The sequence below is a fragment of the Rubrivivax sp. JA1055 genome (genome assembly GCF_020966565.1).
Taxonomy (GTDB): Bacteria; Pseudomonadota; Gammaproteobacteria; order Burkholderiales; family Burkholderiaceae_C; genus Rubrivivax; species Rubrivivax benzoatilyticus.
Genome location: NZ_JAJKFP010000007.1, coordinates 316,685 through 328,453, shown reverse-complemented (window position 1 = coordinate 328,453; position 11,769 = coordinate 316,685). Strand labels below are relative to the sequence as shown.

At 70.1% G+C, this 11,769-nt stretch carries 11 protein-coding genes and 1 riboswitch; of the genes, 2 read left to right on the top strand and 9 right to left on the bottom strand.

Annotated features, from left to right (window positions below):
* On the bottom strand, positions 1-432 hold the full coding sequence (locus tag LOC65_RS18070; protein WP_009858348.1) for a DUF1924 domain-containing protein: 432 nt from the start codon (positions 430-432) through the stop codon (positions 1-3).
* A 93-nt stretch (positions 433-525) separates the two neighbouring features.
* Positions 526-706, top strand: a riboswitch (yybP-ykoY riboswitch).
* 6 nt (positions 707-712) lie between these two features.
* Between LOC65_RS18070 and LOC65_RS18065 the strand changes: the two genes are divergently transcribed.
* Positions 713-1,282 carry a TMEM165/GDT1 family protein gene (locus LOC65_RS18065; protein ID WP_009858347.1) on the top strand — a complete coding sequence of 190 codons (570 nt, stop codon included), beginning with the start codon at positions 713-715 and terminating at the stop codon, positions 1,280-1,282.
* A 359-nt stretch (positions 1,283-1,641) separates the two neighbouring features.
* On the opposite strand, the gene LOC65_RS18060 is transcribed toward LOC65_RS18065, so the two are convergent.
* The 8 genes from LOC65_RS18060 to LOC65_RS18025 all read right to left on the bottom strand — a co-directional run bounded on the left by LOC65_RS18060 (position 1,642) and on the right by LOC65_RS18025 (position 10,900).
* Positions 1,642-2,484, bottom strand: coding sequence for an NAD(P)-dependent oxidoreductase (locus tag LOC65_RS18060; protein ID WP_009858346.1), 843 nt, complete (start codon positions 2,482-2,484; stop codon positions 1,642-1,644).
* The gene (locus LOC65_RS18055) at positions 2,481-3,221 is read right to left on the bottom strand and encodes an SGNH/GDSL hydrolase family protein (protein WP_230248568.1); all 741 of its coding nucleotides are present in this window, start codon (positions 3,219-3,221) and stop codon (positions 2,481-2,483) included. Before LOC65_RS18055 ends, LOC65_RS18060 begins: the two co-directional genes overlap by 4 nt.
* Before the next feature lie 166 nt (positions 3,222-3,387).
* The gene (locus LOC65_RS18050; protein WP_164963393.1) at positions 3,388-4,161 is read right to left on the bottom strand and encodes an enoyl-CoA hydratase; all 774 of its coding nucleotides are present in this window, start codon (positions 4,159-4,161) and stop codon (positions 3,388-3,390) included.
* A 59-nt stretch (positions 4,162-4,220) separates the two neighbouring features.
* Complete coding sequence (locus LOC65_RS18045; RefSeq protein WP_230248567.1) at positions 4,221-5,420, bottom strand: acetyl-CoA C-acyltransferase; 1,200 nt, start codon at positions 5,418-5,420, stop codon at positions 4,221-4,223.
* A gap of 106 nt (positions 5,421-5,526) precedes the next feature.
* Positions 5,527-7,923, bottom strand: coding sequence for a 3-hydroxyacyl-CoA dehydrogenase/enoyl-CoA hydratase family protein (locus tag LOC65_RS18040; protein ID WP_230248566.1), 2,397 nt, complete (start codon positions 7,921-7,923; stop codon positions 5,527-5,529).
* A gap of 20 nt (positions 7,924-7,943) precedes the next feature.
* Positions 7,944-8,378, bottom strand: a complete 435-nt coding sequence (locus tag LOC65_RS18035; protein ID WP_230248565.1) for a DUF2147 domain-containing protein — start codon at positions 8,376-8,378, stop codon at positions 7,944-7,946.
* 47 nt (positions 8,379-8,425) lie between these two features.
* Positions 8,426-10,213, bottom strand: a complete 1,788-nt coding sequence (locus LOC65_RS18030) for an acyl-CoA dehydrogenase C-terminal domain-containing protein (protein ID WP_230248564.1) — start codon at positions 10,211-10,213, stop codon at positions 8,426-8,428.
* Between the two features lie 33 nt (positions 10,214-10,246).
* Positions 10,247-10,900 carry a TetR/AcrR family transcriptional regulator gene (locus LOC65_RS18025; RefSeq protein WP_009858338.1) on the bottom strand — a complete coding sequence of 218 codons (654 nt, stop codon included), beginning with the start codon at positions 10,898-10,900 and terminating at the stop codon, positions 10,247-10,249.
* A gap of 171 nt (positions 10,901-11,071) precedes the next feature.
* Here LOC65_RS18025 and LOC65_RS18020 point away from each other — a divergent pair, with 171 nt between their 5' ends.
* Entirely contained in the window at positions 11,072-11,629 is a 558-nt protein-coding gene (locus LOC65_RS18020; RefSeq protein ID WP_164963398.1) for an HNH endonuclease, read from the top strand.
* The last annotated feature ends 140 nt before the right edge of the window (positions 11,630-11,769 follow it).

The window sequence follows — 11,769 nt, the reverse complement described above, 5'->3', positions numbered from 1 at the left end:
TCACTTCAGCGTCAGCAGCCAGGCCAGCACGTCGGCCTTCTCGGCCGGGGTGCAGGCGCGTTCGAGCACGTCCTTGCAGTTGCGGCGGAACCACTTCTCGACCTTGGCCTCGTCGCTGAAGCGCTTCGGGTTCGCGGCGGGCGCCAGCGGCGCGATCGTGCGGTTCGTGCTGGCGTGTCGGCCTTCGGCGGTGGGGCGCTCGGCGTGGCAGGACGCGCAGCTCCAGTCGTTGGCGTGGCGCGCGGCGTACCACTGCTGGCCACGCGCGGCGTCGGGCGCGCGGCCGGCTTCGGCGGCGTAGCGCGCGAGCAGGTCGTTGGGGGCGGCCAGCGTCGGGCAGGCGGCGAGCACGGCGACAACGGCGACCGCGGTGGTGGCGACGACGGCGCGCGAGGGCAGGCGGAATCGGCGGGATCGGGACGGGTGGTTCATGGCAGCTCTCCTTGGGACGGGATGCTGCCGGGGGCGTCTTAGGGTCCTCTTAAGCTCGCGGCCGCGCCGCGGCTTGCGCCTAGAATCGCGCCCGCACTCGTCATCGGGGAGTAGCCGCCCTGCCGCCCGGCAGGGGTCCGCGCCAACACGCTTGGCCCTCAGGGGCCATGGTCCGGACAGCCCCCAGCCTGGCAAGACCGCTGACTGCGCCGCCTCCGAATGGGCCGGGGTCGCGGCGTGGTCACGCTCCGGTCATGCCGGCCCGTATCGGATTCGTCTCTTGGAAGCCTTCCTGATCTCCACCGGCCTCGTCGCGCTCGGCGAAATGGGCGACAAGACGCAGTTGCTGGCGATGCTGCTGGCCGCGCGTTTCAAGCGCCCGGTGCCCATCATCCTCGGCGTGCTCGTCGCCACCCTCGTCAACCACGCGCTGGCCGGCATCGTCGGCGACACCGTCGCACGCTGGATGGGCCCGGACCTGCTGCGCTGGGTGATCGGCGGCAGCTTCCTCGCGATGGCGGTGTGGATGCTGATCCCCGACGAGGCCGACGAGGTCGAGGGCGGCACCGGGCGCTTCGGCGTCTTCGGCACGACGGTGATCGCGTTCTTCCTCGCCGAGATGGGCGACAAGACGCAGATCGCCACCGTCGCGCTGGCGGCCCGGTTCAGCGACCTGTGGGCGGTGGTCGCCGGCACCACCTTCGGCATGATGCTGGCCAACGTGCCGGCGGTCTTCTTCGGCGACCGCGTCAGCCGCCTGGTGCCGATGCGTGTCGTGCACGCCGTCAGCGCCGCGATCTTCGCGGTGCTGGGCGTGCTGACGCTGCTGAACGTCGGCAGCTTGTTCTGAGACGCCCGGGCGCGGCCCGCACCGGCGGGCCGTCAGCCGCCGCTGGGGTCACGCGCCACTGGGGTCAGGTCTCACGAGACCTGACCCCGTCTTCTGAGGCGTCGGCGGACGGCCTTTCAGGCCGCGCCGGGCGCCGCTGGGGTCAGGTCTCACGAGACCTGACCCCGTCTTCTGGGGCGTCGGCGGACGGCCTTGCAGGCCGCGTCGGGCGCCGCTGGGGTCAGGTCTCACGGGGCGCCGCTGGGGTCAGGTCTCGTGAGACCTGACCCCGTCTTCTGGGGCGTCGGCGGACGGCCTTGCAGGCCGCGCGGACATGGCCCGGCCCCTCGGGCGTAGCGACCGAATGCGAGCTTGGGGGCTCAATCAATGAAGAAGTCGGGGATGAAGTTCTTCGTCCCCGGGACGACGGCGTAAGGGTCGAGGTCGGTCACGCCGTTCGCGGCCAGCAGCTCGTCGTCGATGAAGAAGTTGCCGGTCGTCGCCCGGGCATCGCTGGTCAGGATGAACCAGGCGGCGTCGGCCAGGATCTCGGGCTTGCGGCAGAGCTTGACGTCCACGCCCGGGATCATCTGCAGCGCCGCGGTGGCGATCGCGGTGCGCGGCCACAGGCTGTTGACGGCGATGCCCAGCGGGCGGAACTCGCCGGCATGGCCCAGCGTGCATTCGCTCATGCCGTACTTGGCCATCGTGTAGGCGACGTGGCCCTTGAACCAGTGCTCGCGCATCGACAGCGGCGGGCTCATGTTCAGCACGTGCGGGTTGCGGCCGGCGCGGGCGCTGGCGGTCAGCGCCGGCAGACAGGCCTGGGTGCAGGCATAGGTGCCGCGCACGTTGACGCCGAACATCAGGTCGAAACGCTTCATCGGCGTCGCCGCGGTCGGCGTCAGGCTGATCGCGCTGGCGTTGTTGACCAGGATGTCGATGCCACCGAAACGCTCGACCGCCGCGGCCACCGCGGCGGCGACGGCGGCGTCGTCGCGGATGTCGGTCGGCACGGCCAGCGCCTGGCCGCCGGCGGCACGCACCTGCTCGGCGGCCTCGTGCACGGTGCCGGGCAGCTTGGGGTTCGGATCGCTGGTCTTGGCGACGAGCACGACGTTGGCGCCGTCGCGCGCCGCGCGCAGCGCGATCGCCAGGCCGATGCCCCGGCTCGCGCCGGTGATGAACAGCGTGCGGCCCTGCAGGCTGCGGGTATCGCTCATGCGGTCGTCTCCTCTTTCTTTCTGATGGCCGGCCAGACCTGGCCGGCGACGTGTTCGGCGATGACGGCGGCGCAGTAGCGGTACGCCGGCTCGCCGGGATGGAAACCGTCGACGGCCATGACCTCGGGCTCGAGCTGCAGCCCCATGTCGACCCGGGACACGCCGGGGTAGGCCGCAGCCCAGCGGTCCAGCGCACGGTCGTGACGCACGGCCTCGCTGCCGGCGCACCAGCGCAGCGGTTGCGGCAGGCCGGGGAACTGGTGCACCGGCGGCAGCGCGGCGAAGGCGACGTGGCGCACGTGCAGCGCGCCGCGCAGCCAGTCGGCCAGACGCTCGCGCGCGGCGATCGCGTGGTGCAGCGGCACGCGGTCGACGATGTCGTTGACGCCGGTGACGATGACGGCGATGTCGAAGCTCGGCAGGTCCTCGCGCTGCAGCAGGTGCAGCGTCTGCGCCGTCGTCATGCCGGAGCGCGCGACGAGGCGCCATTCGACCCGCGCCTGGGCGCGTTCGGCGATCAGTTCGGCCATCGGGTGCGCCAGCGCCGCCCGCTGGTGCAGCACGCCGACACCGGCCGCCGACGAGTCGCCGGCGATCAGCAGCCGCAGCCGCGGGCCTTCGCCGCAGCTTCCGTGTCGTTCCCCGTCGGCCTCGGGCAGCTTGGGCATTCGCTGGCGGGTGTGCACGGCCTGGGCCAGCAGCAGCGGGGTCAGCATCAGCATCACGGCACGGGACATGGTCGGCTCCTTCCGAAGGACGGTGGGGTCAACGCGGGGATTCGCGGCGGGCAAACACTCCTGGCAGGGCGCCACGCGGGCGCCGGTTCGGTCGGGTCACACGATGCGAAGCGCGTGCCAGACCGGGAATCGGTTCGAGGGGGGCGCCGCGGCGCCGCCCCGTGGGTCAGAACTTGCTGAAGTCGGGCTTGCGCTTCTGGAAGAAGGCCTGGAAGGCCTCCATCGCCTCGGGGCTGCGCAGCCGGCGCGTGAAACGTTCGCCTTCGGTGCGCATCGCCTCCAGCACCGCGGCGCGCGTCGGGCCGCGCAGCAGCTGCTTGCTCTCGCGCACCGCGCCCGGCGGCAACGCGTTGAAACGCTCCGCGACGCGGCGCGCGTGAGCGACCACTTCGCCGGCCGGCAGCACGGCGTTGGCGATGCCGCACTCCACCGCCTGCTCGGGCGTGAAGGCGTCTCCGAGCAGCAGCTTCTCGGCGGCACGGGCGTGGCCCATCAGCTGCGGCACCAGCAGGCTGGACGCGAACTCCGGCACCAGCCCCAGGCTGGTGAACGGCATCGCCAGCCGCGCCTCGTCGCTGACGTAGACGAAGTCGCAGTGCAGCAGCATCGTCGTGCCGATGCCGATGGCCGCGCCGGTGACGGCGGCAACGACCGGCTTGTCGCAGTTCAGCAGCGCGCGCATGAAGCGGAAGACCGGCGAGTCCATCGCCTCGGGGCCCTCGGCCGGCGGCCGCGCCATGAAGTCCTCGATGTCGTTGCCCGAGGTGAAGATCCCGGGCTGGCCGGTGATCAGCACCGCGCGCACGGCCGGGTCGGCGACCGCGGCTTCCAGCGCCGCGGCCATCGTCTCGTACATCGCGATCGTCAGCGCGTTCTTCTTCTCGGGGCGCGCGATCTCGATCGTCGCGACGCCCGCGAGCGTGGCGGTCTTGATGCTCATGCGTGTCTCCTCCGGGGTTGGGGTGCCCGCGCCGGGCCGCCGCGGCGCGGGCTTGGGCTTCAGCAGCGCTCCAGGATACCGGCGGCGCCCTGCCCCATGCCGATGCACATCGTCACCATGCCGTACTTGAGCTGCTTGCGGCGCAGCGCGTGCACGACGGTGGCGGCGCGGATCGCGCCGGTGGCGCCCAGCGGGTGGCCCAGCGCGATCGCGCCGCCCATCGGGTTGACCTTGGCGCGGTCGAGCTTCAGCGAATCGATCACCGCCAGCGACTGCGCGGCGAAGGCTTCGTTCAGCTCGATCCAGTCCAGGTCGTCCTGGCTGATGCCGGCCGCCCGCAGTGCCGCCGGGATGGCCTCGATCGGGCCGATGCCCATGATCTCCGGCGGCACGCCGCGCACCGCGAAGCTGACGAAACGCGCCAGCGGCTTCAGGTCGAAGGTCCTCAGCGCCTTCTCGCTGCAGACGATCAGCGCGCCGGCGCCGTCGCTGGTCTGCGAGCTGTTGCCGGCGGTGACGCTGCCCTTGGCGGCGAACACCGGCTTCAGCTTGGCCAGGCCTTCGAGCGAGGTGTCGCGGCGCGCGCCTTCGTCGAGCGTGACGGTGCGCGTCTTCGTGATCACCTGGCCGGTGGCGAGATCGGGCTGGCGGTCGACGACGGTGAACGGGGTCATCTCGTCGGCGAACTCGCCGGCGTCCATCGCGCGGATCGCACGCTGGTGCGACTCGAGCGCGAACGCGTCCTGGGCCTCGCGGCCGACCTTCCACTGCTGGGCGACCTTCTCCGCCGTCAGGCCCATGCCGTAGGCGATGCCGATGTTCTCGTCGCGGGCGAAGACCTCGGGGTTGAAGCTCGGCTTGTTGCCGCCCATCGGCACCAGGCTCATGCTCTCGGCGCCGCCGGCGATCATCACGTCGGCCTCGCCGACGCGGATGCGGTCGGCGGCCATCTGCAGCGCGGTGATGCCGCTGGCGCAGAAGCGGTTGACGGTGACGCCGCCCACCGAATGCGGCAGGCCGGCGAGCACCATCGCGGCACGCGCCATGTTCATGCCCTGCTCGCCTTCGGGGAAGCTGCAGCCGATGACCGCGTCCTCGATGGCCTTCGGGTCCAGCGACGGCACCTGCGACAGCGCGTGGCGCACCGCGGCGACGAGCAGGTCGTCGGGCCGCGTGTTCTTGAAATAGCCGCGGCCGGACTTGCCGATCGGGGTGCGCGTGGCGGCGACGATGTAGGCGTCTTGCACTTGCTTGCTCATTTGAAGCTCCGTATTGCTTTACCAAGTGGCCGCCGCGGTTCCGGCTCTGCCGGGCCGCTGGCGGCGCCCCCTTGAGGGGGAGCGGCGAAGCCGCTACGGGGGTGGGTCAGTTCCTCACCGGCTTGCCGGTCTGCAGCATGCCCATGATGCGTTCCTGGGTCTTGGGGTTGTCCAGCAGCGAGCAGAAGCGCTCGCGCTCCATCGTCATCAGGTACTCCTCGGTCACCAGCGAGCCGGCGTCGATGTCGCCGCCGCAGCAGACCTCGGCGATCAGCGTCGCGATGTGGAAGTCGTGCGCGCTGATGAAGCCGCCGTCGCGCATGTTGGCGAGCTGGCCCTTGATCGTCGCCAGCGCGTTGCGGCCGGCCGCCGGGAAGGCCACCTTCGCCGGCGGGCGCCAGCCGCTGTCGGCCATCGCCTTGGCCTGGGCCGTGGCGACGAACAGCAGCTCGTCCTTGTTCGGCACGATGACGTCACCGTCGATCAGGTAGCCGAGCTTGCGCGACTCGATGGCGCTGGTGCCGACCTTGGCCATCGCGGCGTTGGTGAAGCCGTCGGTCAGGAACTTCAGGATGTCGGCGTTGGCGTTGCCGGCCGCCGCCATCTGCGCGGCGCGGCGCGCGATGTAGGTCAGCCCGCCGCCCGCCGGCAGCAGGCCGACGCCGACCTCGACGAGGCCGACGTAGGTTTCCATCGCCGCGACACGGCGCGAGGCGTAGACCGACAGCTCGCAGCCGCCGCCCAGCGCCAGGCCGCGCATCGCCGCGACCACCGGCACCTGCGCGTAGCGCATCTTCAACACCGCGTCCTGCAGCTTCTTGACCTCGGGCGCGATGCCCTTGGAGCCGGACTTCATGAACACCGGCAGCATCGACTCGAGGTTGGCGCCGGCCGAGAACACGTCGTCCGGCGACCAGATCACCAGCGCCTTGTAGCCGGCTTCGGCGAGTTCGATGGCCTTCACCAGGCCCTCGGTGACCTGCTGGCTGATCAGGTGCAGCTTGCAGGTGATGCTGAGGATCAGCACCTCGCCGTCCAGCGTCCAGACGCGCACGTCTTCATTGCGGAAGACCTCGGTGCCGGATTCGAGCGCGCCCTTGGCGCCCGAGCCGAGCACGTTCTCCGGGAAGTGCTGACGGCCGTAGACCGCCAGCGCGCTGCGCGGCACGAAGGCCTGGCGCGACGGGCTCCACGACCCGGCGGCGGTGTGCACGCCGCCGGCCTCGGCGACCGGGCCCTCGAAGACCCAGGCCGGCAGCGGCGCCGACGACAGCGCCTTGCCGGCGTCGATGTCGGCCTTGACCCATTCCGCGACCTGCTTCCAGCCGGCGGCCTGCCAGAGCTCGAACGGGCCCTGCTGCATGCCGAAGCCCCAGCGCATCGCGAAGTCGACGTCGCGCGCGTTGTCGGCGATCGCCTCCAGGTGCACCGCGGCGTAGTGGAAGGCGTCGCGCAGGATGGCCCACAGGAACTGCGCCTGCGCGTTGCTGCTCTCGCGCAGCAGCTTCAGGCGGTCGGCCGGCGCCTTCTTCAGCATGCGCGCGACGATCTCGTCGGCCTTGCCGGTCGAGGGCACGTACTCGCCGCTGGCGAAGTCCAGCCGCAGGATGGTCTTGCCGTCCTTGCGGTAGAAGCCGGCGCCCGACTTCTGCCCCAGCGCGCCCTTGTCGATCAGCGCCTTCAGGACCGGCGGCGTGGCGTAGCTGGGGTAGAAAGGGTCGTCGGCGAGGTTGTCCTGCAGCGTCTTGATGACGTGCGCCATCGTGTCCAGGCCGACCACGTCCGCGGTGCGGAAGGTGCCCGAGCTGGCGCGGCCGAGCTTCTTGCCGGTCAGGTCGTCGACGACCTCGACCGTCAGGCCGAACTGCTGCGCCTCGTGGATCGTCGCCAGCATGCCGGCGATGCCGACGCGGTTGGCGATGAAGTTCGGCGTGTCCTTGGCGCGCACGACGCCCTTGCCGACCGCGGTGGTGACGAAGGCCTCGAGCTGGTCCAGCACCTCGGGCTGCGTCGCCGGGGTGGCGATCAGCTCGACGAGGTACATGTAGCGCGGCGGGTTGAAGAAGTGGATGCCGCAGAAGCGCGGGCGGATCGCTTCCGGCAACGCCTCGGCGAGCTTGGTGATCGACAGGCCCGAGGTGTTGCTGGCGACGATGGCGTGCGGCGCCAGCGAGCCGGCGATTCGCTCGTACAGCGCCAGCTTCCAGTCCATGCGCTCGGCGATGGCCTCGATGACGAGGTCGCACTCGGCGAGCAGGTGCAGGTGCTCCTCGTAGTTGGCCTGGACGATGCGCGCGGCGTCCTCGGGCACGCCCAGCGGCGCGGGCTTCAGCTTCTTCAGGCCGTCGACGGCCTTGGTCACGACGCCGTTCTTCGGGCCATCTTTCGCCGGCAGGTCGAACAGCACGACCGGCACGTTGACGTTGACCAGATGGGCGGCGATCTGCGCGCCCATCACGCCGGCGCCGAGCACGGCGACCTTGCGGACGTGGAATCGATTCACGGATTGCTCCTGGTTGGTGTTCATTCGACCCGCTGCCAGGTCTGGTTGCGATAGAAGGGCCCGATGAAGCCGCGCACCTCGAGCGTCTTGCCGCCGTCCTTGGGCGTCAGGCGCACGCGGTAGCTCTTGCCGTTGTTCGGGTCGAGGATCGTGCCGCCGTCCCAGTAGGCCTCGTCGGCGTTCTTGCGCACGTTCTCGAGGATGGTCATGCCCAGCACCGGCTGGCCCTTGCGGGCGTCGCTGCACTTGTCGCACTTGCTGTCCTGCTTGGCCGGGTCGAGCAGCTTCTCGATGCGGCCACCGAAGACACCGCCGTTGTCGACGATGCGCACCAGCGACTTCTCCTTGCCGGTCTCGTCGTCGATCGTGCGCCACAGGCCTTGCGGCGTGGCCTGGGCCATCGCCACCGACGACGCGGCGGCGAGTGCGAGAGCGATCCAGTTGCGCTTGTGCATGCTTTGTCTCCTTCGTTGTCGCGGGACTCGGGCGGACCCGTCGGGGTTCAGAACAGCGACTCGTCCATCGCCATCAGCGCGTCGGAACCCGAACGCGCCGTGCGGATCAGGCCGGCGGTCTCGGGCAGCAGCTTGGCGAAGTAGAAGCGCGCGGTGTGCAGCTTGGCGGTGTAGAACGGGTCGCCCGAGCCCTGCTTCTCCAGCGCCACCTTGGCCATGCGCGCCCAGAAGTAGGCGAACACGAGGTGGCCGCAGACACGCAGGTAGTCGACCGCGGCGGCGCCGACCTCGTCGGTGTTGCGCATCGCCTTCATGCCGAGCTCGGTCGTCAGCTTGGTCACCTTGTCGCCCAGGTCGGCCAGCGGATTGACGAACTCCTGCATCGATTCGTTGACGCCTTCCTCCTCGATGAACTCGGCGACGATCTTGCCGAACTTCTTCAGCTTCTTGCCGTTGTCGCCCAGCACCTTGCGGCCCAGCAGGTCCAGCGACTGCACGGTGTTCGTGCCTTCGTAGATCATGTTGATGCGCGCGTCGCGCACGAACTGCTCGATGCCGGTGCCGCGGATGTAGCCGCTGCCGCCGAAGACCTGCATGCAGTGCGAGGTGGCGATCCAGGCGTTGTCGGTCATGAAGGCCTTGACGATCGGCGTCAGCAGCGCGACGAGGTCGGCGCACTCGGCGCGTTCGTCCTCGTCGTCGGAGGCGATCTCGCGGTCCAGCAGCAGCGCGGTGTACAGCGCCAGCGCGCGGCCGCCTTCGGCGTAGGCACGCGCGGTCAGCAGCATCTTGCGCACGTCGGGGTGCACGATGATCGGATCGGCCGGCTTGTCCGGCGCCTTCGGGCCGGTCAGGCTGCGCATCTGGATGCGGTCCTTGGCGTAGGCCACGGCCATCTGGTAGGCGGTCTCGGTCAGGCCCAGGTCCTGGCAGCCGACGCCCAGGCGGGCGGCGTTCATCATCACGAACATCGCCTGCAGGCCGCGGTTGGGCTCACCGACCAGCGTGCCGACGGCGCCTTCCAGCGACAGCTGGCAGGTGGCGTTGCCGTGGATGCCCATCTTGTGCTCGACGGCGGTGCAGTAGATGCCGTTGCGCTCGCCGATCGAGCCGTCGGCCGCGACCTGGAACTTGGGCACGACGAACAGCGAGATGCCCTTGCTGCCGGCCGGCGCGTCCGGCAGGCGCGCCAGCACCAGGTGCACGATGTTCGGCGTGATGTCGTGCTCGCCGGCGGAGATGAAGATCTTCTGGCCGGTGATCTTGTAGGTGCCGTCGGGCTGCGGCTCGGCCTTGGTGCGCAGCATGCCGAGGTCGGTGCCGCAGTGCGGCTCGGTCAGGCACATCGTGCCGGTCCACTCGCCGCTGGTCAGCTTGGGCAGGAAGGTGTTCTTCTGCCACTCGGTGCCGTGCGCGCTGAGGCACTCGTAGGCGCCGTGCGACAGGCCGGGGTACATCGTCCAGGCCTGGTTGGCCGAGTTCAGCATCTCGTAGAGGCACTGGTTCAGCAACACCGGCAGGCCCTGGCCGCCGAAGGCCGGGTCGCAGCTCAGCGCGGGCCAGCCGCCTTCGACGTACTGCTCGTAGGCCTGCTTGAAACCCTTGGGCGTGCGCACCGCGTGCGTCGCGGGGTCCAGCGTGCAGCCTTCAGCGTCGCCGCTGGCGTTGATCGGCGCGGCCACGCCGGCGGCGAACTTGCCGGCTTCCTCGATGACGGCGTTGATCGTGTCGGCGTCGATCTCGGCGTGACGCGGCAGCTGCTTGAGCGTCGAGGCGACGTCGAGCACCTCGTGCATGACGAACTGCAGGTCGCGAAGCGGCGGGGTGTAAGACATGGAAGCGCTCCTGGAGAGGATGTGAGACGGAATTCAGGTCCGCGTTTCGGGGGCCGCCGGCGGCTGCCAGTCGGCGACGAGGCGCTCGAAACCGCGCCGCGCGCGGTCGAGCACCCCGGTGTTGCGCAGCAGCCGGGCATCGTGGTGCAGCGCGAGGATCAGCCCGTGCATCTCGAACAGCAGCTGCGACGGGTCGGTTTCGGGACGAAGATGGCCTTCCTCGACGGCCATCGCGATCGCGCGCTGCAGCGCCAGGTGCCAGGCGCGCACCATCGAGACGAGCGCATCGCGCACCGGGCCGGGCCGGTCGTCGAACTCGACCGCGCCGCTGATGTAGATGCAGCCCGAGTCCAGCTCGACCGAGACGCGACGGATCCAGCGCTCGAACAGCGCCCGCAGCCGCGGCAGGCCGCGCGCCTCGGCCATCGCCGGGAAGAAGACCTCTTCCTCGAAACGCGTGTGGTACTCGCGGATGACCGAGATCTGCAGCTCCTCGCGCGAGCCGAAGTGGGCGAAGACGCCCGACTTGCTCATCTGCATCATCTCGGCGAGCGTGCCGATCGACAGCCCCTCCAGCCCCATGTGCGAGGCCAGGCCCAGCGCCGCGTCGAGGATCGCGGCGCGGGTCTGCTGACCCTTCTGCAGCGATTTCGCCGACGGCTGGCGGGAGGTGGTGGAAGAGGCCAAGTTTCGATGGGCAAAAAATCGAACGATCGTTCTATTTTGCCGATTCGGGCTTGCGCCGACCAGCCATTGGGGGCATTGCCCCGGGAAAGTCCCTAGAGGGTCGCGAGCCCCCCCTGCCTGTCATCAAAGCGTGGTTGCGACGGGCACGGATCTTGTTTACGCTGCCCGTTCATGGATGTGCTGCAACTCGATGTGTCGGGTCGGCCACAGGCGTGGATCACGCCTCGCGAGGCCGCGGTCCTTTATGCCAGCGACGGCATCGCCTGGACGCTGGGCAAGGCTTTCCAGGTGCTGCGCGGCGGCATCCAGCGCGCCACCGGGCTGCAGTCGCGCATCGAGGTGCACCCGATCATCGCGGTGCGCGGCGCGATCCCCAGCCGCGCCTGGCGGCACACGCCGGCGATCACCAACCACAAGCTGTTCGTGCGCGACCGCGGCATCTGCGCCTACTGCGGCGGCCACTTCGCGTTCGACGACCTGACGCGCGAGCACATCGTGCCGGTCTCGCGCGGCGGTGCCGACAGCTGGATGAACTGCATCACCGCCTGCCGCGGCTGCAACGGCCACAAGGCCGACCGCCTGCCCGAAGAGGCGCACATGACGCTGCTGTACCTGCCCTACGTGCCCAGCCTGCACGAGGACATGATCCTGCGCGGCCGGCGCATCGTCGCCGACCAGATGGACTTCCTGCTGGCCTCGGTGCCTCGCAGCAGCCGGCTGCACGGCTGAACGGCCGCCGCGACGCCGCGGCGCGCAACGTATCTTTACCGCCTCCGGTCTTCAGCCGCGCCTTCCACGGCGCGGCTTTGCGGCACCATCGGCGTGTCAACGCGCCCCGGCCGGGGACGTTGCACTGTCATGAGGAGGTT

Excerpts from the sequence above, each read along its gene's own strand:
- LOC65_RS18055 (WP_230248568.1), bottom strand. The coding sequence starts at position 3,221 with ATGTCCCGTGCCGTGATGCTGATGCTGACCCCGCTGCTGCTGGCCCAG.
- LOC65_RS18030 (WP_230248564.1), bottom strand. The coding sequence starts at position 10,213 with ATGTCTTACACCCCGCCGCTTCGCGACCTGCAGTTCGTCATGCACGAG.
- LOC65_RS18035 (WP_230248565.1), bottom strand. The coding sequence starts at position 8,378 with ATGCACAAGCGCAACTGGATCGCTCTCGCACTCGCCGCCGCGTCGTCG.
- LOC65_RS18050 (WP_164963393.1), bottom strand. The coding sequence starts at position 4,161 with ATGAGCATCAAGACCGCCACGCTCGCGGGCGTCGCGACGATCGAGATC.
- LOC65_RS18020 (WP_164963398.1), top strand. The coding sequence starts at position 11,072 with ATGGATGTGCTGCAACTCGATGTGTCGGGTCGGCCACAGGCGTGGATC.
- LOC65_RS18070 (WP_009858348.1), bottom strand. The coding sequence starts at position 432 with ATGAACCACCCGTCCCGATCCCGCCGATTCCGCCTGCCCTCGCGCGCC.
- LOC65_RS18060 (WP_009858346.1), bottom strand. The coding sequence starts at position 2,484 with ATGAGCGATACCCGCAGCCTGCAGGGCCGCACGCTGTTCATCACCGGC.
- LOC65_RS18045 (WP_230248567.1), bottom strand. The coding sequence starts at position 5,420 with ATGAGCAAGCAAGTGCAAGACGCCTACATCGTCGCCGCCACGCGCACC.